Raw genomic sequence first — 20433 nt, forward strand, 5'->3', positions numbered from 1 at the left:
CCGGCCCGGCTCAGAGGACTTCGACGCTGTTGATGAAGACCGGCTCAAGGGGACGGTCGCTCGAATCAGTGGCTACGGCGTCCAGCTTGTCGACTACCTTCCGGGAATCCTCATCAGCCACCTGGCCGAAGATGGTGTGATGCCCGTTGAGCCAGGGGGTGGGCACGCTGGTGATGAAGAACTGTGATCCGTTGGTGCCGTGGGTCTTTCCTGTGGCCGGATCCCGGCGCAGCCCTGCATTGGCCATGGCCAGCTTGTAGGGTTCCTCAAAGGTCAGAGAGGGATCGATCTCGTCATCGAACTCGTAGCCTGGGCCGCCCGTGCCCGTGCCCAGCGGGCAGCCGCCCTGGATCATGAAGTCCTTGATGATCCGGTGGAAGGTCAGACCGTCATAGAAGGGATCCTGACGCTTCTGGCCCGTCTCGGGGTCGGTCCAGTTTTTGCGGCCTGCGGCCAGGTCCAGGAAGTTGGCTACGGTTTCAGGGGCCTGATCGTCAAAGAGGTCCAGGCGAATATCGCCCTCCGAGGTATGCATGATAACTGTGCTCATGTCACCAATCCTTTCATACGATGGCGACTCACACTGAGGATCCGAAGGGCATCAGGGCCAAGCGGGCCATCTTGAAGGCCTGCAGACCGAAGGGGATGCCCACCACGGTCAACATGGTGACCAGTCCGGCCACCAGATAGGCCAGGGCCAGCCACCAGCCGCCCAGAATGATCCAGAGCAGATTGGCCAGCCAAGATCCCAGCCCGCCTCCATAGATGACCTGTCGGCCAAAGGGGGTCAAAGTCAGTCTGGCCATCTTGAAGGCCTGCAGACCGAAGGGGATGCCCACCACGGTCAGGCAGAGCAGGATGCCTATCAGGGCCCATGCCAGGGCAATGGCCAGTCCTCCCAGCAGCAGCCAGCAGATGTTGCCGATCAGGCGCATGTGGATCCTTCCGTCAGGGTGGCGGTGACGGCCTTGGCGCAGGCGGTCACCTTCTCGATGATGATAGTCAGTCGTTTCTGCCGCTGCTCGGTGGCGAGCTCCTGGTCCAGGGCATCAATCAGCCGCATGCCGGATTGGACGATCCCTCGCGTCACCTCCACGCCCATGGCCGGGTCTGTTGGGCGCAGGGCTGTCCACGCCTGGATCAGCGGCTGGTTGACCTGCCCGTGGAAGTCCAGCAGGGCTTGGATCTGCCGGTCTGTGGACCGGTCGATCCCTGGGGCGGGCTCATGAGGATTCGAGGGGTTGCCATAGATCAGGGCCTGGCGTAGCTGCTCGTCGTGCTGCTCGGCGTAGAGGTTCATCAGCCAGCCGTGTCCGTGCAGTCCGGCCTGCTCCAGATTGGTGCGGGTCCAGACCTCGATCGTCCGGCGCGGGTCTTCTGCCTTGCCCAGGGATTGGTCCAGGGCACGGCCCCAGTCGGGCAGGTGCCGTTCCATGACCATGTCGCAGAGCTGGTCGGCGTCCCGGGCGTAGCGGTAGAGGGAGTTCCGGGCCAGATTGGCGCGCCGGGCTACCTCGGCCATGGTCAGCTGGCCTCGTCCGCCAGTGCGCAGGATGGCCTCGGCGGCGGCGATGATCTGGTCCAAGGTCTTGGCACGGTGCTCCTGGAGCGTGGATTCGCGGATCCTGGGCATGGTTCTCCTTGGTCCGGCCTCCTTGGTGCAGCGATTCGGAATCGGGCTGGGCCGGTCTTGGGGCATATGATATGGCCTATTCGCTGAGGAACCAAGCTGTAAGGACTGGTTCAGCGTGCGGCTTGTCCGCGCTGAGTGAACTTGCCAGATATGTTTTTGCGACGTATAGTCGCAAAAAATTCGCAGACCAGGGTGAGGGGAGCTCCGATGACCGGATCGGCAAGTACGGACGTGAAGATGGGCATCCAGAGGAACCGTCAAGAGTCTCAGGAGGCAGCACCGCCCTGGCGTGCCCTCTGGGTGCTGGCCCTGGGTCTGGCCATGATTGTGCTGGATTCGTCCATCGTCAACGTCTCCATCCCCTCCATCATCGCTGCCATCCACATCAACCTGGCTCAGGCCCAGTGGGTGACCGCCCTCTACAGCATCGTCCTGGCGGCCCTGCTCCTGCCTTCCGGTCGACTGGGGGACATGATCGGACGCAAGCGGATCCTGCAGGTGGGCACGGTCATCTTTGTGCTGGGTTCCGTCTTCGCCGCATCGGCCTCCTCCGGCACAATGCTGCTTCTGGCCCGGCTTGTTCAGGGAATCGGCGGTTCCCTGGTCATGCCATCCACCCTGTCTACCGTGTCCGCCACCTTCCGGGGTCGTCACCGGGCTACTGCATTCGGCATCTGGGGGGCCGTCATGTCCTCTGCTGCGGCGGTCGGCCCCTTCCTGGGCGGTGTCTTCACCAGCACCATCGGATGGCGGTGGATTTTCCTGGTCAATCTGCCCCTGGGCCTGATCGTCCTCCTGACCAGCGCAGTCTTTGTGCCCGAGACCAAGTCAGCGCCCCGGCAGACCGGCGACCGGTGGGGGATGCTTGCCGACTGGAAGGGCATACTCCTTTCGGCCCTGGGGTCGGCTCTGGTGGTCTTTGCGCTGATCGAGGGGCAGACCTACGGCTGGTGGCGCCCCCGCGCTGCACTCGATTTGGGCCCTCTGCACTGGTCCGCATCGGCACCGCTGTCGCCGGTCCCGGTCAGTCTGCTCCTGGGGTTGGCCCTGCTGGCCGCCTTTGCGATGACCGAGCTGGCCAGGGCGCGCAGGGGCAGGATGGTCATCCTGGACGTTTCCATGTTCACCATCGGCACCTTCGGCTGGGGCAACCTGACGGCCGCCATCGTCAACGCTGGTCAGTTCGCAGTCATGTTCATCCTGCCCCTCTACCTGATCAACGCCAGAGGCCTGAGTCCACTGGGGGCCGGATCCATCCTGGGCGTCATGGCTCTGGGGTCAGTTGTTTCGGGCGGTCTGGCCCGGGTGGTCTCAGCCCGTCTGGGGGCCGGCGGCACGGTGCAGACGGGCCTGCTGATGGAGATCGTCGGCGTGGCCCTGTCCATTCTGCTCATGCGTGGGTCGGTGCCGGTCTGGCCCATGACCCTGACTCTGATCATCTACGGTGCCGGCCTGGGCTTTGCCTCGGCACAGCTGACCAGCCTGGTGCTCTCCGGTGTTCCGGTGGCCCAGTCCGGCCAGGCTTCGGCCACCCAGTCCACCATTCGTCAGTGGGGGACCGCCCTGGGTGCTGCAGTCTCCGGTTCCGCCCTCTCCCTGGCTCTGAGCCTGGTGCTGCCAAGGCATCTGACGGCGCTCAAGGGGATCTCGGCGCAGATGGCCGATGGCCTGGTCAGATCCGTTCAGTCCTCTGCCGGGAATGCCATCGTCGGCCTGCGCGCCCAGGGCACGCGGGGTCGGCTGGGAGCCCTGGGTCCTCAGGTGACCAATGCCCTGACCGAGGGATTCACCCAAGGCGCCCAGTGGGCCATGGGCTTTGCAGTCCTGCTGCTTCTCGTGGGACTGGCTGCCTCGGTGCTGGTGCGTCGGGCCGCCCGCAAGGCTGGCGCCGACAAGGTCTGAGGCGTCCGCGATCCTGCTTTTCCCGGGTCCCTCCCCGCACGGTTTAGAATCATGGGTATGGGCATACAAGACGAACAGCCGCAGCGGGATGGCGATCTGCTGGTGGCTCTGGCTCAGATCGACACCTGTGTGGGCGATCTTGACGGCAACGCCGACATTATTATGGACTACTCCCATAAGGCAGCTAAGCAGGGGGCGACCCTGGTGGTCTTTCCCGAGATGAGCCTGACCGGTTACCCGATCGAGGACCTGGCATTTCGCGCCAGCTTCCGTCGGGCCGCCTGGTCCCGGGCCGACCGTCTGGCTAGGGAACTGGACGAGCAAGGTCTGGGCCATTTGCATGTGATCGTGGGGACCGTGGGCACCGACGCGGATCAGGACAGGCCCCGCAATCGGCTGGTAGTGCTGCACCAGGGGCGTGTCGAGGCCGGCTATGACAAGCACTTCCTGCCCAACTACGGAGTCTTCGATGAGTACAGGATTTTTACTCCGGGGGACAGAACCGTGGTCCTGGAGGTGCAGGGGCACCGGATAGGGCTGGCCATCTGCGAGGACATCTGGCAGGAGGGCGATCCCATCAGCGACCTGGCTGGCCGGGACATCGACCTCCTGGTGACCATCAACGGTTCCCCCTTCGAGGAGGGCAAGGGGCATGTCCGCTACGAGCTGGCGGCTCGCCGGGCCAAACAGGTCGGTGCGCCTCTGCTCTACCTGAACCAGGTGGGCGGGCAGGACGATCTGGTCTTCGACGGCGGCAGCTTTGTGGTGGACCAGGATGGCACCCTGCTGGAGCGCTCGCCCAGGTTCGTCCAGGATCTGTCCACGTGGACCTTGCCTGCACGAGGGGAGCGCCCAATGCCCAGCAAGTCATGCATGGCCGAAGAGATGCCTGGAGACGAGGAGGTCTATCGGGCCTGCGTGCTGGGGCTACAAGACTATATGGCCAAGAATCACTTCACTGGCGTCTGCCTGGGGCTCTCAGGCGGGATCGACTCGGCCCTGGTGGCCACCATGGCCGCCGATGCCTGCGGGGGGGAGCACGTGCGCGGCATTTCCATGCCCAGCCGCTATTCCTCGGAAGGCTCCCGGGATGATGCCGCCGACCTGGCCCAGCGTCTGGGCGTGCGTTACGTGGTCCAAGCCATAGGCCCGGAATTCAATGCCTTCCAAGGGCAGCTGCATCTGGAAGGGGTGGCTGAAGAGAACCTGCAGGCCCGGATACGCGGCGTCATCGTCATGGCCTACGCCAATGCCGAGGGGCTTCTGGCCCTAGCCACAGGCAACAAGTCCGAGCTGGCCTGCGGTTATTCAACTATTTATGGCGATGCGGTCGGAGGCTACGCGCCCATCAAGGATCTGCTCAAGACCCGGGTCTGGCAGCTGGCCCGCTGGCGTAACGCCCAGGCCCAGGCACGGGGCGAACGTGAGCCCATCCCTGTCAATTCCATCGTCAAGCCGCCTTCGGCCGAGCTGCGCCAAGGGCAGAAGGACTCTGATTCCCTGCCCGACTACAGCCTGCTTGACAAGGTCCTGGAGGCGTACATCGAGCATGCGCATGGTCGGGCCGACCTTCTGGCCGACGGCTTCGATCCCGACACGGTCGACACGGTCATGCGGCTGGTGGATCGAGCCGAGTGGAAGCGGCGTCAGTACCCGCTGGGGCCCAAGGTCACCTCCCTGGCCTTTGGCCGTGACCGTCGGCTGCCTGTCACCAACGCCTTCAGGGAATGATCGCCATGGGTTCCGAACAAGAGCAAACGGCCTGGTACTTCAACACCGTCACCGGCGAACCCGAGCAGGGCAAGCTGTCTCCCCAGGACAGGCGGATGGGCCCCTACCGCAGCAGGCAGGAGGCCCTCGATGCCTGGAAGATCGCCAAGCGCCGGAACAAGGAATGGGATGAAGAAGACCGTCGCTGGCGGCAGGCCTGGGAGGGAGACCCTGGGCAGGGACAGTCATCAGCTGACAGATGAAGCTCCTGCTGGATCGCTCACTAGCGTTAGCGACCAGTCAGCCATGCGGGCAGAAGGAATCGGGACTCAGACGGTGTGCCGGGCGAGTTTGCAAGATATGTGCGTGGCGCCCATTGCGAGTCTGCCCTTAGTGTGATATAGCTCACGTCGCGATTCGGTTTCCCGTGGTAGTGCGCACCCTATACTGGAAAGTGACAGTGGTGTGAGGAAGCGCCATTGACCATATCAACAAGGAGTTGACTATGACAGCAGTTGAGACCAACACCGTCTCTCCCGCAGAGCTGCAAGCCAAGGCTTGGAAGGGCTTCAAGGGCGAGGACTGGAAGAAAGACATCGACGTTCGCGACTTCATTCAAAAGAACTACACTCCGTACACCGGTGACGAATCCTTCCTGGCACCGGCCACAGAGAAGACCAAGTTCCTGTGGAACTACCTGGATGACAATTTCCTCGCCGTGGAGCGCAAGCAGCGCGTCTACGACGTGGACACCCACACTCCGGCGGGCATTGACGCCTTCCCGGCCGGATACATCGACGGCAAGCCTGCCGGCGAGACTCAGGATGACGTGATTGTCGGCATACAGACCGACGTGCCCTGCAAGCGTGCGATGATGCCCTACGGCGGCTGGCGCATGGTTGAGCAGGCCCTCAAGGAGGCCGGCAAGGAGCCCGACCCCGAGGTCAAGAAGATCTTCACCCGGTATCGCAAGACCCACAACGATGGCGTCTTCGACGTTTACACCAAGAGGATCAAGCTGGCCCGCCACAACAAGATTCTGACCGGTCTGCCCGATGCTTACGGCCGTGGCCGCATCATTGGCGACTACCGTCGTGTGGCCCTCTACGGCATTGACGAGCTGATTGCCCGCAAGAAGGCCGACAAGGATTCGATTCCTTACCGCAACGACTTCACCGAGGAAGAGATCGAGCACTGGATCCGCTTCCGCGAGGAGCACGCCGAGCAGATCAAGGCTCTCAAGCAGCTGCTGAACCTGGGCAAGGAGTACGGCCTGGATCTGAGCCGTCCTGCCATGAACGCCAAGGAAGCTGTCCAGTGGACCTACATGGCCTACCTGGCCTCGGTCAAGAGCCAGGACGGCGCCGCCATGTCCATCGGCCGTCTGTCCGCATTCTTCGACGTCTACTTCGAGCGTGATCTGGCCGCTGGCCTGATCGACGAGACCGATGCCCAGGAGATCATCGACAACATCGTGATGAAGCTGCGCATCGTGCGCTTCCTGCGGACCAAGGACTACGACAACATCTTCTCGGGCGACCCCTACTGGGCCACCTGGTCCGACGCTGGCTTCGGCGATGACGGCAGGCCCATGGTCACCAAGACCTCCTTCCGTCTGCTGGCAACCCTGACCCTGGAGCACCTTGGACCCGGCCCCGAGCCCAACATCACCATCTTCTGGGATCCGAAGCTGCCTGAGGGCTACAAGCGCTTCTGCGCCCGTATCTCCATCGACACCTCCGCCATCCAGTACGAGTCCGACAAGGACATTCGCGCCCACTGGGGCGATGACGCTGCCATCGCCTGCTGCGTGTCCCCCATGAGGGTCGGCAAGCAGATGCAGTTCTTCGGCGCTCGCGTCAACTCCGCCAAGGCCCTGCTCTACGCCATGAACGGCGGCCGTGACGAGATGACCGGCATGCAGGTCATCGACAAGGACGTGATCAAGCCTGTCACCCCCAAGGAAGACGGTTCTCTGGACTTCCAAGAGGTCAAGGACAATTACGAGAAGGCCCTGGAGTGGCTGAGCGAGACCTATGTCGAGGCCCTGAACATCATCCACTACATGCACGATAAGTACGACTACGAGTCCATTGAGATGGCCCTGCACGACAAGGAGGTCTACCGCACCCTGGGTTGCGGCATGTCCGGCCTGTCCATCGCCGCTGACTCCCTGTCGGCTATCAAGTACGCCAAGGTCTACCCGATCTACAACAAGGATGCCAAGGGCACCCCTGAGTATGTCGAGGGCGCTGACGACGACCTGATCGTCAACTACAAGACCGTCGGCGAGTTCCCGGTCTACGGCAACGACGACGATCGCGCCGACGACCTGGCCAAGTGGACTGTCTCCACCGTTATGGGCCAGATCAAGCGCCTGCCTGTCTACCGTGGCGCTGTGCCGACCCAGTCCATCCTGACCATTACTTCCAACGTGGAGTATGGCAAGAACACCGGGTCCTTCCCCTCCGGCCACAAGAAGGGCACTCCGTACGCTCCCGGCGCCAACCCCGAGAACGGCATGGATTCGCACGGCATGCTGCCCTCCATGTTCTCCGTGGGCAAGATCGACTACGACGACGCCCTGGACGGCATCTCGCTGACCAACACGATCACCCCTGACGGCCTGGGCCGCGACGAGGATGAGCGCATCAACAACCTGGTGGGCATCCTGGACGCCGGCAACGGCCACGGGCTCTACCACGCCAACATCAACGTCCTGCGCAAGGAGCAGCTGGAGGATGCCGTCGAGCACCCCGAGAAGTACCCGCACCTGACCGTGCGCGTCTCGGGCTACGCCGTCAACTTCGTCAAGCTGACCCGCGAGCAGCAGCTCGACGTGATCTCCCGCACCTTCCACCAGGGCGCGGTGACCGACTGATCGCCCTTGTGCGATAGTCAACCGTTGATGAGACGGTGAATCATGGGGCGGGGCGCACCAAGGCCCCGCCCCCTTTTCGTCTTTTTCAGGAGGATCCAATGACGGAGACCACCACCTTCCATACCACGCAGCCGCACATGCTCAAGGAATCCAAGGTCTACCAGAGCCAGACCCTGATGGGCGGCCTTTCGGGGTTCGAATCGCCCATTGGACTGGACCGGCACGACCGTATGAATGCCCTGCGCACGGGCGACATCGGATTTGTTCACTCCTGGGACATCAATACCTCAGTGGACGGGCCGGGCACAAGGATGACCGTCTTCATGAGCGGATGCCCCCTGCGCTGCCAGTACTGCCAGAATCCTGACACCTGGAAGATGCGCGATGGCCAGCCCGTATACCTACAGGCCATGATCGACAAGGTGGCCCGTTACCAGGACCTCTTCAAGAGCACGGGCGGAGGAATCACCTTCAGCGGCGGTGAGTCCATGATGCAGGCAGCCTTTGTCTCACGCGTTTTTCGCGCTGCCAAGGAGATGGGCGTCCACACCTGCCTGGACACCTCGGGCTTCCTCAATCGCAACTACACCGATGCCATGATTGACGATATCGACCTGTGTCTGCTGGACGTCAAATCCGGCGACGAGGCCACCTACAAGAAGGTGACCGGCGGCACGTTGGCCCCCACAATCGAATTCGGCAAGCGTCTGGCTGCCCGTGGCAGCAAGATTTGGGTTCGCTTCGTGCTGGTGCCGGGGCTGACCGACTCCGAGGAGAACGTCGAGAACGTCGCGCGGGTGTGCGAACAGTTCAAGGATGCCATCGAGCACATTGATGTGCTTCCCTTCCATCAGCTTGGACGGCCCAAGTGGCATGAGCTTCGCATCCCCTACCCGCTGGAGGACGCCAAAGGCCCTTCGGCGGCCCTGAAGGATCGGGTCAAGAAGCAGCTTGAGGCCCACGGCTTCGTGGTCTACTGAGCCGCAGAACCCACTGTGGTTCCCGGGCGGTCCTAGGACAAATCCGAATAATCAACTTGTGACTCCTCACGGCAGATGCCGTGGGGAGTTTTGTCTGATCGGGCGCAGGCCAGCCAGCCAATCAGCGAATGACCGACTCACTGAATGCCTTGCACGCTGAATGACCGACTTAATGGTTGGAAGAGCCAATGGGTGGCGGATCCAATGGATGACCGATACTGTAAATCGATAAATTGCTGACCAGTCATGCTCGGTAAACGATTGTCAGCGGGTTGAGGCCATGGACTATGCTTTCAGGCGAGTGTTTTCCGGGCCTGGTCGGCCCGGTGGCGTTATGGAAGACAAACTAAAAAAGAGGTTGAGCGCAGGTGACCACGGATCCTAAGACGCAGCTGCTTTCAGAGCCCGCCCAGGGTGTACCGTCGGTCATCGACGATATGGCCGGATACCGCCGGGCATGTCGGCTGCTGTCCCAGGGGAGTGGTGCGCTGGCCGCGGACGCTGAACGCGCATCAGGCTTCCGCTATGGTCACGACGACTACCTGGTCCAGTTCAAGCGCCAGGGGGCTGGGATATTCCTGCTGGACCCACCGGCTCTGACGCAGGCGGGCTGCGACTGGTCGGAATTCAATAAGGCCGTTGATGGTGCCCAGTGGATCATTCATGACTCCCCCCAGGATCTGCCAGGCTTCTACGCACTGGGCATGAGGCCCTCATCGCTCTTCGACTCCGAGCTGGCGGCCAGGATGCTTAATCTCGGTCATTACGGCCTGTCTGCAGTGACCGCACACTATCTGGGGCTGACCCTGGCCAAGGAGCACTCCGCCGCAGACTGGTCCTACCGCCCACTGCCGCGTGATTGGCGCAATTACGCCGCCTTGGATGTGGAGCTGCTGGATCAGGTGCGATCGTGCGAGCTGGAGGATCTGCGCCGTCACGGCAAGGATGAGTGGGCCAGGCAGGAATTCACCTGGCTGCTGGAGCAGGGCAAAATCCCCAAGCTGGAGCCCGAGCAGCCCTGGCGGCATATTTCGCATATCAATGCCCTGCACAATGACCGTCGAGGCCTTGCTGTGGCCCGTTCGCTGTGGACCACCCGAGACCAGCTGGCCCGGCGCAACGACATCGCTCCGACGCTGCTCCTGCCCGACAAGGCCATCATCGAGGCCGGCAGGCTCAAGCCCCGCAACAACGCCCAGTTCCGAGCCATCCGATCCTTGAACGAACGGGTCAGAATCCACACCGGCGGTGAGCAGGACCGCATGTTCGAGCGCTATGCTCCCATCCAGCGCCGGGTCAGACCCTCAGTCTGGAAACAGGCCATTTTGGATGCGTTGCATCTGCCCACCGAAGAGCTGCCTGTGCCTCCCAAGCCGCGGTGTGAGGAGACCAATGCCCCTAAGTCCATGCAGGTCTGGCGGCACCGCCACCCGGAACGATATGCCAGGCTGGAGGCAGCGCGCAAGGCGGTGACAGAGGTGGGACGCCAGACCAACACCCCCGACGAGATTCTGATCAAGCCCCGCTACCTGCGCAACCTCTGCTGGACCGATCAACCGGAGAAGCGGGATGTGGCCGACTTCCTGCGTCAGGAGGGCGCCCGTCCCTGGCAGGTTTCGCTCCTGTCAGAGTCCCTGACTCGCGCTATTATGTAACGGTTGCCTTACTGGCAGATCAAACGGTTTGGATGAATTGGAGCGCAGCGTGAAAATCAGCGTCAGAAACCTCGAGCCCACCAAGGTCAGGCTCACCATCACCGTCGATCCCGATGAGCTGAACCCCTACCTGGATCAGGCCCGTAAGGAGATCGGCAAGCAGGTAACCATTCCCGGCTTCCGCAAGGGCCATGTGCCCGGACCCATCATCGATCAGCGTGTGGGCTTTGCCAGCGTGGCGGGCGAGGCCGTCAACGCCGGCGTGCCCGAGCTCTACTCCAAGGCTCTGGAGGAGAAGCAGCTGCACGCCATGGCCCAACCGCAGATCGATGTCAAGGACATGCCTTCCTCGGCCAAGGACGACACCAAGCTCAAGTTCACCGCTGAGGTGGAGATTCGTCCCAAGTTCGAGCTGCCCGACATCGAGGGCATGGAGATTGAGGTTCCCAAGCCTGCCGTCACCGACGAGGACGTGGACAAGCGTCTGGACAACCTGCGTCAGCGCTTCGGCACCCTGGTCAGCGTGGATCGTCCCGCCTCCAAGGGCGACTATGCCAACATCGACCTGGATGCCGTCATCGATGGCGAGTCCGTGGACTCCCAGCAGGGGGTCAGCTACGAGCTGGGCTCCAACACCATGCTGGACGGCCTGGATGAGGCCCTGGATGGGCTGTCTGCCGGGGAGGAGACCACCTTCGAGGGCACCCTGGAGGCCGGCGAGCACCAGGGCGAAAAGGCCCAGATCAAGGTCAAGGTCAACTCGGTCAAGGCTGAGGAGCTGCCCGACCTGGACGACGAGTTCGCCAAGGAGGCTTCGGAGTTCGAGACCCTGAAAGAGCTGCGCGAGGACGTGCGCAAGCAGTGCCAGGTGGATGCCGAGGGTCGGCAGGCCACTGACGCACGCGACGCCTTCATCGCCAAGCTCCAGGACGGCCTGGACATCCCGGTGCCCAAGGGCATCAAGCAGTCCATGGTGACCGATCAGCTCAAGAACACCGGCAAGGATCCCGACAAGGCCAGCAAGGATGAGAAGTCCGAGGCTGAGGAGAGCGTGGAGAAGGAGCTGCGCGACCAGATGACCCTGGACGCCCTGGCTGAGAAGCTGGGCATCACGGTCAGCCAGGCCGACGTGACCAACTTCCTGGCTTCCATCGCTCAGCAGTACGGCATGGATCCCAGCGCCTTCATCAACGGCATCGTCCGCAACGGCCAGCTGGGTTCGGCCGTGCAGGAGGTCGGCCGTTCCAAGGGCATGCTGGCCGGCATGCGGGCCGTCACCTTCAAGGATCCCGATGGCCAGGAGGTGGATCTGAGCCGTTTCCTGGGCGAGGATGAGCCCGAGGCCCAGGAGGAGCAGGACGAGAGCGTCCAGGCTGCCTCCGCCGCGGCTGAAGTGGCTGACCAGCTCTCCCAGGATCAGGAGTAGCTTTCAAAGCAGCGAACAGGGCCGCACCCAGTGGCGAAACAGCCTGGGTGCGGCCCTGTCGCAACGGTTGCGCAAAGAGCGGAAAGACCGTGGCCGCGTCGATTGCGGGGGCTACTCTCAATACAGATACGTTTATCGAAGGAGACAGGGTGAACAACTCATTGGCAACCAGTCCCGTGATGGAGGAGGGGGAGGCCCCTGCGCCGACCGATCCCATCTTCAATCGACTGCTCAAGGACAGGATCATCTGGCTGGGGGACGAGGTCAAGGACGCCAACGCCAACGTCATCTGCGCACAGATGCTGATGCTGGCGGCCGAGGATCCCAAGAAGGATATCTGGCTCTACATCAATTCGCCTGGCGGCTCCATTACGGCCGGCATGGCCATCTACGACACCATGCAGCTGATCGAGCCCGACGTGGCTACGGTCGCAGTCGGCATGGCGGCCTCCATGGGCCAGTTCCTGCTCTCCAGCGGGGCCAAGGGCAAGCGCTTCGTCACCTCCCATGCACGGGTGCTCATGCATCAGCCTTCGGGCGGCGTCGGAGGCACGGCCACTGATGTCAGGATCAACGCCGAGCTGATCATGGACATGAAGCGCACACTCTCCCAGCTGACGGCCGAGCAGACCGGCCACACCCTGGAAGAGATCTACCGGGACAACGAATACGATCACTGGTTCACGGCCCAACAGGCCCTGGAGTACGGCTTTGTCGACCGGATCGTGACCACCCACGGCACTATGACCGCGGATCAAGGGAAGTGAGCACTCCACATGGCATCTGAAGAAGCGCAATTCGTAGCACGGGCCCGTCGACTGGCCGGCCCTCGTGGCCTGGGCGCCATGCCCACCGACCGCTATGTGCTGCCGCAGTTCGAGGAGCGCACCCCCTACGGCTATAAGCGCCAGGACCCCTACACCAGGCTCTTCGACGACAGGATCATCTTCATGGGCGTTCAGGTGGATGACACCTCCTCGGACGACATCATGGCCCAGCTCCTGGTTCTGGAGAGCCAGGATCCCAACCGCGACGTGATCATCTACATCAACTCGCCGGGGGGATCCATGACGGCCATGACCGCCATCTATGACACCATGCAGTACATCAAGCCCGATGTGCAGACTGTCTGCCTGGGCCAGGCTGCCTCGGCTGCTGCCGTTCTTCTGGCGGCCGGAACCAAGGGCAAGCGTCTGATCCTGCCCAACGCCCGTGTGCTGATTCACCAGCCGGCCATGGAGCAGGACTTCGGCAAGGCCACCGAGATCGAGATCCAGGCCAGGGAGATGCTGCGCATGCGCACCTGGCTGGAGGAGACCCTGGCCAAGCACACCGGCCAGGATGTCGACAAGATCCGCAAGGACATCGAGGTGGACACCATTCTGACCGCCCAGCAGGCCAAGGATTACGGGATGGTGGACGAGGTCCTGGAGCACCGCAATTAGCTCCAGTGACTGCGTACATGATTGATCGTCCGGATGGCGGCGGGTCCTCGGGACCCACGGCCTCCGGACGTTTTTGGCATCATGGACGATGCCAGTCAGAATGTGATTTCGGCGATCCTTGCGGATTCTCCAGGAAGGGAGAGCCATGGGCCGTGTGGTCAGCTACAATGACGGACTGAATCGCTGCGAGTTCTGCGGCAAGGACGAGCACCAGGTGCGTCGCCTGGTCAAAGGGCCTTCCTGCGCCATCTGCGACGAATGCATACGTCTATGCGCCCAGATCATCCAGGAGGATATGGCCAAGGATGCTGCCGACCGGCGGGTGACACTGCCTGCACCCTCAAAGATATTCGCCTATCTGAACCGGTATGTCATCGGCCAGGAGGCCGCCAAGCGCACCCTGGCTGTTGCTGTCTACAACCACTACAAGCGCGTCAATATGGACCTGGGAGACCGAGGCCGTATTGCCGACGCTACGTTTGGAGGCAAGGATGCGGCCCCGCGCGTCCAGGTGGACAAGTCCAACATCCTGCTCATGGGTCCCACCGGCGTGGGCAAGACCTACCTGGCACGAACCCTGGCCACCATCATGAATGTCCCCTTCGTTATTGTGGATGCCACCAGCCTTACCGAGGCCGGATATGTGGGCGAGGACGTGGAGTCCGTCCTGCAGGGGCTGCTTCAGGCTGCCGACGGCAACATGGATCTGGCCCAGCGCGGCATCATCTACATCGATGAAATTGACAAGATCGCCAGAAAGTCTGGCGAGAACACCTCCATCACCAGGGATGTGTCCGGCGAGGGGGTTCAGCAGGCCCTGCTCAAGATCATCGAGGGCACCCAGGCCCGTGTGCCGGTACAGGGTTCGCGGCGGCACGGCGATGTCCGCACGGTCGTCATGGACACGGCCAACATCCTCTTCATCTGCGGCGGCGCCTTCGTCGGTCTTGAGGAGATCGTCCGCCGGCGGCTGGGTCTGCGGGAGAGCGGATTCTCGGCAACTCAGGGGAGCGATAGGGTACCCGACGATCGGGTCATGAGCCAGGTCAGGGCCGAGGATCTGGAACAGTTTGGCCTGCTTCCCGAGTTCGTGGGGCGGTTGCCGGTCATCTCCACCCTGGAGCCGCTGGGCGCCCATGAGCTGCGGCGGGTGCTGACCGAACCGGACAATGCACTGGTCGACCAGTACCGGCGCATGTTCCTGGATGACGGGGCCGATCTGGTCTTCACCGATGCTGCCCTGGACCGTGTTGCTGCCATCGCCCTGGAGCGCAAGGTGGGCGCCCGCGGGCTGCGTGGAATCATCGAGCACACCCTTGAGGCGACCATGTTCGAGTTGCCCGACAGGACGGATGTCTCCCGTGTCGTGGTGGATGCCGACGCCGTGGACGGGACGGGATCGCCCCGGTATGAGACCGGGCAGGGTATGGCCGCAGCCGCTGGTCGTCGTTTGGCCTGATCCCGCCACGATGAGCGCCGCTGTTGGCCGCGCCCGATAGGATGATCATTGATGCCGGAAGGAGGGCCCATGGGTGCTCGTAGCGCTGTTGTGGTCACGCACAGCCGGGTCCGGGCAAGCGGCCACCTGGTGGACGAGGTCGAGGAGCAGCTGCGCCGGGACGGATTCCGCGTCTCGGTTGTCGACAACATCGCCGCCCCGGAGTTTGGCAGCCCCAGCCAGAAGGTTGCCGACGACACCGAGATCGTCATCGTTCTGGGCGGCGATGGGACCATTCTGCGTGCTGCGGAGCTGGTCAAGGGCACCCAGGTGCCCATCCTGGGGGTCAATCTGGGTCACGTGGGGTTCCTGGCGGAGTTCGAGAGCTTCCAGATAGGGGAGGCCATTCGCCGGGTGGCTGATCATGACTACTCCATCGACGAGCGCATGGTGGCCCATGTGGACCTGTGGATACCCGGAGCCGATCGACCACTGAGCGACTGGGCCCTTAATGACATGACCCTGGAACGATATGATCGGGGCAAGATGATCGAGGTATCGGTCCGAGTGGACGATGTGGAGATGAGCTCCTTCGGCTGCGACGGCATGATTGTGGCCACCCCGACCGGATCGACGGCCTATGCCTTTTCGGTGGGCGGGCCCATCGTCTGGCCGGATGCGCAGTCGCTGCAGATGGTGCCCATAGCTGCCCATGCCCTCTTCGCCCGATCCCTGATCATCGGTCCAAAGTCGCAGTTCACCCTGGACATTCTGGGTGATTCCCAGTCGGCCGGCTGGATCTGCAATGACGGGCGCCGTCAACGGCCAGTGCCCAAGCGGTCCCGCATCGTGGTGCGGCAGTCCCATGACATCCTGAGGCTTGCCAGGCTGTCCGGGGTGCCCTTTACCAGACGGCTGGTCTCCAAGTTCGACCTGCCGGTGGTCGGCTGGAGGGAGCAGCATCGCCCCTCGGCGGCTGCAGACGGGCAGGACCAGGGGGAGCCGCAGGAGTCGAACAAGGAGCACTGATGCTGGAAGAGCTGGAAGTACGAGACCTGGGTCCCATCCATCATGCCCTGCTACGGCCTGCTGCTGGCATGACGGCCATCACCGGGGAGACCGGGGCTGGCAAGTCCATGCTGCTCAACGCCATCAGGCTGATCTCGGGATCCACTGCCCGTCCGCAATTGGTGTCGCCTGGAGCACACGAGTCCTGGGTCCAGGGGATTTTTGATGCTGGTGCGGCAGGAGCCGGGAATCCAGTGACCGCTGCCATAATCGAGGCTGGCCTGCCCTTGGAGGATGAAGGACAGATCTTCCTGGCGAGAACCATGCCTGTCAAGGGGCGTTCCCGTGCCGCTCTGAACGGCAGGACGGCCCCTCGTGGCCTGCTGGAGGAGGTGGCTGGCATGCTGGTCACCGTCCATGGGCAGGCGGATCAGATGCGTATGGCCAGTCCGGCCCGGCAGCGCGAATTTCTGGATGCCTATGCCGGTGACGGTCTGCAGCTGGAGGCTTTTTCCAAGGCCTGGAGGCAGTACCGACAGGCCCAGGGCCATCTGGAGGAGCTGCGCAACCAGCAGTCCGGCGCTATGGCCCAGGCTGATTATCTTCGCGAGTCCATCGCCCGGATCGACCGTGTCGACCCCCATCCCGGCGAGGATCGTGAACTCAAGGCCCAGAGAGACCGGATCGAGCATGCTGCCCAGATCAGTCAGGGAGTCATGTCCGCACTATCCGCCTTGGACGCCGGCCAGATTGACCCGGATGCAGACTCACCATCGGCTACGGCCCTGGTAGAACGAGCCATCGCCGCCTTGGAGGGCATCGGTGTAGAGGGGGTCTTTAAAGAGTCGGCCCAGAGGTTGCGCTCGCTGAATGCCGACCTGTCCGACCTGGTCTTCACCCTGAGCAGCCAGCTGGACGACGAAGGCCAGGAGGGCGATCTGGACAAGATCAACGCCCGCATCCACGATCTGGATGAGCTGACCCGGCGCTGGGGACCAGACATCGACGACGTTCTGGCCTGGCGCAAGAAGGCTGCGTTTGAACTTGAGGACATGGATGCCTCACCTGAGAAGCTGGAGGAGCTTCAGGTCCAGGTTGAGCAGCTTCGCGGGAGCGCCCTGAAGGCCGCACGGAATCTGTCTGCGTCACGGGGCAAGGCTGCACGAAGGCTGAGCGAACTCGTCGACGGCGAATTGCGCTCCCTGGCCATGTCGGGTGCCGGGCTGGAGATCCGTGTCAGGCCACGCCAGGACCAGGACATGGACGGGCATGGTCTGGATCAGATCGACTTTCTCTTCAGGCCGTATCCGGGTTCGGACCTTCTGCCCATGGGCAAGAGCGCCTCGGGCGGCGAACTCAGCCGGCTCATGCTGGCCCTGGAGCTGGTGGCCGCCGAAGGCCGGACCTCATCGGGATCTGACGGCGCTGGAGATGGGCATAATGGTCTGGATTCCCAGGTTGGCGACCCGACGATGACCTTCATCTTCGACGAGGTGGATGCTGGAGTCGGCGGTCGGGCTGCCGTCGAGCTGGGTCGTCGTCTGGCCCGGTTGGCCGTCACCGCCCAGGTGATCGTGGTCACCCACCTGCCGCAGGTGGCTTCCTGGGCCGATCGGCAGTTCGTCGTGGCCAAGGGGCGTGAAGGCGGCGATGCCGTAGAGACCCTGGTCCGCCAGGTGGAGGGCGAGGACAGGGAGCGGGAGATCGCCCGGATGCTGGCGGGCAGCGAGTCCACTACCTCCCTGAAGCACGCCCAAGAGCTTCTGGCCTCCAGCAGGCTCCAGGCCCGATAGGTCTGATTGTCGGCTCAACTTTGCCATGCCGAAGTCCCTCGATTCAGCGACTTTGACTAGTTGCGACGACTTTGTTGCTGACGACTTTGTCGCTTTTTGCGGCCGTGCTGCTGCATGCTCGACATCTGTCCTTCTGTTGCTTTTCATTCTGACGCTTTGACGGTAGGCAATCGGCTGTTGGCGGCCGTGCGGCAACGAACATGCTGGATTTTCGTTGATGACACCGTATCCGCCCTCGACATGAACAATGCGGCGGCGACCTGGCCCAAATGGATTTTGTCTGAAATTGTGATCGGCCGGGGATTTCGGCACCAGAGACGTATCTATCAATCCATGAACCACCCCTTGGAAGATCAAGGTCGGAGTTTGTCTCCATGATTGAATTGTTATAGTGTATATATGAACACCGGCACAGCTCAGCCAGGGTCGTGCCGACAATCAATGAAAGGGGCTTGGATGAAGCTGATCATCTCATCCCTGTCCGGGCAGCCGATTTATCGGCAGATCGAGGACCAGATACGTTCGGCCATCCTGACCGGAGATCTGAAAGCGGGGGAGGGACTGCCTTCCCTGCGACATCTCTCACAGGAGCTCAGGGTGTCCGTGCTGACCGTGACCCGCGCCTATACCGAACTCGCTCAAGAGGGTTTGGTGGAGAACATCCAAGGCAAGGGGACCTTTGTGGCCGACAGCGGCGACCAGGTCATGCGGCAGCATCTGGAGGACCGCGTGCAGTCCCTGCTAGGCGAGGCAGTCGATACGGCTCGTCGGGCCGGCATGGAGCCGGATCGGATTCGCGGCCTGCTCGACGGCCTGCTTGGCGACAAGGGTTCTGCGCCCGCGTCCGAAGAGGGAAAGGAATAGCAGCATGTGCGCATCACCGGTGATGACAACCTCTGGCGAAGATGTCGACTATGCCCTGCGCGTCAGTGACCTGGGGAAAAGCTATGTCAGGGCCGACGGCACGGGTTTCCGCCTGCACCAGGTCACCATGGACCTGCCCTTGGGCTACATCATGGGATTGATAGGCCCCAACGGCGCAGGCAAATCCACCTTGATCCGGCTCTTGCTGAATATGACCCGCCGGGACAGCGGAGCAATCAGCATTTTGGGCCGTGATCCCTTGAGCCAGGAGGAGGAGGTCAAAGCAGACCTGGGCGTGGTCTTCGATTCCATTTATTTCCCGGAGGCATGGAAGGTCAAGGCCGTCGAGCCAGTGATGGCACCCATGTATCCCTCTTGGGACAGTGATCGCTATCACGACTATCTGCGTCGGTTCGGTCTGCTGGAAAACCGTAAAATCGGCAAGCTTTCCCGTGGCATGCAGATGAAGCTGATGCTGGCCGTCGCCCTCAGCCACGATGCAAGGCTCCTGATTCTGGACGAGCCCACCAGCGGTCTGGATGTCCTGGCCAGGGACGAGCTCATGGATATTCTGCTGGACTACATCGGCGACGGTTGTCACTCGGTGCTTTTCTCCACGCACATCACCGCGGATCTCGAACGGGTGGCTGACTTCGTCACGTATATCAATCGGGGGTCTGTCTTCTACACCGGCCCCAAGGACGAGTTGGTGGAGGCTTTCCAGATAGTGAGAGGGGGGCCGGACGATCTGGCTGGAGGGCAAATGCCGCATCTGATGGGCTTGCAGCGCTCCGCCACAGGTTTTGAGGCTCTGGTGCCCACTGAACGCTTGAAGAATTTTCTGGCATCGGCTTCCCCAACCGCCATGGAGCCTTCAGAGGACCGCTACCTGGTGGAGCGGGCCGACTTTGACAACATCATCAGACTGACCGCAGGCCCACCTGCTGCGGCCGACAAGAACAAGGAGGTGGAGTCATGAAGGCGATAGCCGAGCAGATCAGGCTGGACATGCAACGTTTCTCAGGAGCAGGGAGAACTTGGGTTGGTGTGCTGATTTTCCTGTCTGCGCCCGTCATCGGAATCCTGCTGAACCTGGTCATGGCTCTGACAGGCCATGATGGGGATGATGCACGGACTGCGTTGACGGGATTGGTGGCCGGCATGGGAATCGGACTGATTGTAGGTCTGGTATCTGGTTTGTTTGTCGATTTCAGCAATGCGGCGATTCGGTTGAACGGTCTGCTGCCCATAACACGTGATCACCAGGTATTCGGACGCTATGCTGCTGTAAGTCTGCTGGTCCTGGTTCAGTCTTGCGGCTATGCAATATTCTATTTCTGCGTTGCTGATTCGTTTTTGCAGGGTCAGGACCATTGGCGTGCTACCGTCCTGTTTGCTCTGGGATTGTTCATATCGGAGTCTTTGCTCTTTGCAGTAGCTGCCCCCCTGTTTTATTGGCTGGAAATGGCGAAAGCCGTGATAGCTTTTCTGGCGCTTCTTGGTTTGGTACCAATAACGGCCCTTGTCGGCAGTTGGCTGCCCTTTGACTGGGGGGCCGTCTGGAATTCAATCATGCGTTTTTTGACATCCGACCTGTGGCGGCCGGTGCTCCTCGGGCTGGCGGTGATTCTGGCGGCTGATATGGTTTCGATAGCCATATCTCGCAAGGTCTATGCCAGGAAGGAGATCTGAGTCAAT

General features: G+C 62.2%; 18 protein-coding genes. 15 read left to right on the top strand and 3 right to left on the bottom strand.

The genetic code is table 11. The annotated features are described in order from the left end of the window. Positions 1 to 10: 10 nt before the first annotated feature. The 3 genes from ACUIAG_RS01240 to ACUIAG_RS01250 are packed head-to-tail and all read right to left on the bottom strand — an operon-like array spanning position 11 to position 1633. Complete coding sequence (locus tag ACUIAG_RS01240) at positions 11 to 550, bottom strand: peptidylprolyl isomerase (RefSeq protein ID WP_445339908.1); 540 nt, start codon at positions 548 to 550, stop codon at positions 11 to 13. A 28-nt stretch (positions 551 to 578) separates the two neighbouring features. Continuing rightward, positions 579 to 935, bottom strand: coding sequence for a YccF domain-containing protein (locus tag ACUIAG_RS01245; protein ID WP_045924197.1), 357 nt, complete (start codon positions 933 to 935; stop codon positions 579 to 581). After that, positions 926 to 1633, bottom strand: coding sequence for a TetR/AcrR family transcriptional regulator (locus tag ACUIAG_RS01250; protein ID WP_445339909.1), 708 nt, complete (start codon positions 1631 to 1633; stop codon positions 926 to 928). Before ACUIAG_RS01250 ends, ACUIAG_RS01245 begins: the two co-directional genes overlap by 10 nt. A gap of 207 nt (positions 1634 to 1840) precedes the next feature. Between ACUIAG_RS01250 and ACUIAG_RS01255 the strand changes: the two genes are divergently transcribed. From ACUIAG_RS01255 to ACUIAG_RS01325, 15 genes are all read left to right on the top strand, one after another. Then, positions 1841 to 3535: an MFS transporter gene (locus tag ACUIAG_RS01255; RefSeq protein WP_445339910.1), complete on the top strand. Its 1695-nt coding sequence runs from the start codon at positions 1841 to 1843 to the stop codon at positions 3533 to 3535. Between the two features lie 51 nt (positions 3536 to 3586). Further along, on the top strand, positions 3587 to 5266 hold the full coding sequence (locus ACUIAG_RS01260) for an NAD+ synthase (protein ID WP_445339911.1): 1680 nt from the start codon (positions 3587 to 3589) through the stop codon (positions 5264 to 5266). A 5-nt stretch (positions 5267 to 5271) separates the two neighbouring features. Then, positions 5272 to 5508, top strand: a complete 237-nt coding sequence (locus tag ACUIAG_RS01265; RefSeq protein WP_101432280.1) for a hypothetical protein — start codon at positions 5272 to 5274, stop codon at positions 5506 to 5508. 242 nt (positions 5509 to 5750) lie between these two features. Then, positions 5751 to 8126, top strand: a complete 2376-nt coding sequence (gene pflB / locus ACUIAG_RS01270) for a formate C-acetyltransferase (protein ID WP_045924199.1) — start codon at positions 5751 to 5753, stop codon at positions 8124 to 8126. A 98-nt stretch (positions 8127 to 8224) separates the two neighbouring features. Beyond that, the gene (gene pflA, locus ACUIAG_RS01275; RefSeq protein ID WP_015021700.1) at positions 8225 to 9106 is read left to right on the top strand and encodes a pyruvate formate-lyase-activating protein; all 882 of its coding nucleotides are present in this window, start codon (positions 8225 to 8227) and stop codon (positions 9104 to 9106) included. A 368-nt stretch (positions 9107 to 9474) separates the two neighbouring features. Next, positions 9475 to 10761, top strand: a complete 1287-nt coding sequence (locus ACUIAG_RS01280) for an HRDC domain-containing protein (RefSeq protein WP_445339912.1) — start codon at positions 9475 to 9477, stop codon at positions 10759 to 10761. 49 nt (positions 10762 to 10810) lie between these two features. Then, positions 10811 to 12187, top strand: coding sequence for a trigger factor (gene tig, locus ACUIAG_RS01285; RefSeq protein ID WP_313839277.1), 1377 nt, complete (start codon positions 10811 to 10813; stop codon positions 12185 to 12187). Positions 12188 to 12366: 179 nt separating this feature from the next. After that, entirely contained in the window at positions 12367 to 12954 is a 588-nt protein-coding gene (locus ACUIAG_RS01290) for an ATP-dependent Clp protease proteolytic subunit (protein ID WP_029676324.1), read from the top strand. A 9-nt stretch (positions 12955 to 12963) separates the two neighbouring features. After that, positions 12964 to 13632 carry an ATP-dependent Clp protease proteolytic subunit gene (locus ACUIAG_RS01295; protein WP_045924202.1) on the top strand — a complete coding sequence of 223 codons (669 nt, stop codon included), beginning with the start codon at positions 12964 to 12966 and terminating at the stop codon, positions 13630 to 13632. Between the two features lie 145 nt (positions 13633 to 13777). Next, entirely contained in the window at positions 13778 to 15091 is a 1314-nt protein-coding gene (gene clpX / locus ACUIAG_RS01300) for an ATP-dependent Clp protease ATP-binding subunit ClpX (RefSeq protein WP_445339913.1), read from the top strand. 69 nt (positions 15092 to 15160) lie between these two features. Then, positions 15161 to 16099, top strand: a complete 939-nt coding sequence (locus tag ACUIAG_RS01305; RefSeq protein WP_445339914.1) for an NAD kinase — start codon at positions 15161 to 15163, stop codon at positions 16097 to 16099. After that, positions 16099 to 17871: a DNA repair protein RecN gene (locus ACUIAG_RS01310; RefSeq protein WP_445339915.1), complete on the top strand. Its 1773-nt coding sequence runs from the start codon at positions 16099 to 16101 to the stop codon at positions 17869 to 17871. Before ACUIAG_RS01305 ends, ACUIAG_RS01310 begins: the two co-directional genes overlap by 1 nt. A 456-nt stretch (positions 17872 to 18327) precedes the next feature. Beyond that, entirely contained in the window at positions 18328 to 18735 is a 408-nt protein-coding gene (locus tag ACUIAG_RS01315) for a GntR family transcriptional regulator (RefSeq protein ID WP_144086031.1), read from the top strand. Between the two features lie 22 nt (positions 18736 to 18757). After that, entirely contained in the window at positions 18758 to 19714 is a 957-nt protein-coding gene (locus tag ACUIAG_RS01320) for an ABC transporter ATP-binding protein (RefSeq protein ID WP_445340347.1), read from the top strand. Next, entirely contained in the window at positions 19711 to 20427 is a 717-nt protein-coding gene (locus ACUIAG_RS01325; RefSeq protein ID WP_445339916.1) for an ABC-2 transporter permease, read from the top strand. The genes ACUIAG_RS01320 and ACUIAG_RS01325 overlap by 4 nt, the downstream gene beginning before the upstream one ends. Positions 20428 to 20433 lie beyond the last annotated feature (6 nt).

Source organism: Bifidobacterium sp. ESL0825 (assembly GCF_052606465.1).

Coding starts and splice junctions, on each gene's coding strand:
- ACUIAG_RS01240 (WP_445339908.1), bottom strand. CDS start 550: ATGAGCACAGTTATCATGCATACCTCGGAGGGCGATATTCGCCTGGAC.
- ACUIAG_RS01245 (WP_045924197.1), bottom strand. CDS start 935: ATGCGCCTGATCGGCAACATCTGCTGGCTGCTGCTGGGAGGACTGGCC.
- ACUIAG_RS01250 (WP_445339909.1), bottom strand. CDS start 1,633: ATGCCCAGGATCCGCGAATCCACGCTCCAGGAGCACCGTGCCAAGACC.
- ACUIAG_RS01255 (WP_445339910.1), top strand. CDS start 1,841: ATGACCGGATCGGCAAGTACGGACGTGAAGATGGGCATCCAGAGGAAC.
- ACUIAG_RS01260 (WP_445339911.1), top strand. CDS start 3,587: ATGGGTATGGGCATACAAGACGAACAGCCGCAGCGGGATGGCGATCTG.
- ACUIAG_RS01265 (WP_101432280.1), top strand. CDS start 5,272: ATGGGTTCCGAACAAGAGCAAACGGCCTGGTACTTCAACACCGTCACC.
- pflB (WP_045924199.1), top strand. CDS start 5,751: ATGACAGCAGTTGAGACCAACACCGTCTCTCCCGCAGAGCTGCAAGCC.
- pflA (WP_015021700.1), top strand. CDS start 8,225: ATGACGGAGACCACCACCTTCCATACCACGCAGCCGCACATGCTCAAG.
- ACUIAG_RS01290 (WP_029676324.1), top strand. CDS start 12,367: ATGGAGGAGGGGGAGGCCCCTGCGCCGACCGATCCCATCTTCAATCGA.
- ACUIAG_RS01295 (WP_045924202.1), top strand. CDS start 12,964: ATGGCATCTGAAGAAGCGCAATTCGTAGCACGGGCCCGTCGACTGGCC.
- clpX (WP_445339913.1), top strand. CDS start 13,778: ATGGGCCGTGTGGTCAGCTACAATGACGGACTGAATCGCTGCGAGTTC.
- ACUIAG_RS01305 (WP_445339914.1), top strand. CDS start 15,161: ATGGGTGCTCGTAGCGCTGTTGTGGTCACGCACAGCCGGGTCCGGGCA.
- ACUIAG_RS01310 (WP_445339915.1), top strand. CDS start 16,099: ATGCTGGAAGAGCTGGAAGTACGAGACCTGGGTCCCATCCATCATGCC.
- ACUIAG_RS01315 (WP_144086031.1), top strand. CDS start 18,328: ATGAAGCTGATCATCTCATCCCTGTCCGGGCAGCCGATTTATCGGCAG.
- ACUIAG_RS01320 (WP_445340347.1), top strand. CDS start 18,758: ATGACAACCTCTGGCGAAGATGTCGACTATGCCCTGCGCGTCAGTGAC.
- ACUIAG_RS01325 (WP_445339916.1), top strand. CDS start 19,711: ATGAAGGCGATAGCCGAGCAGATCAGGCTGGACATGCAACGTTTCTCA.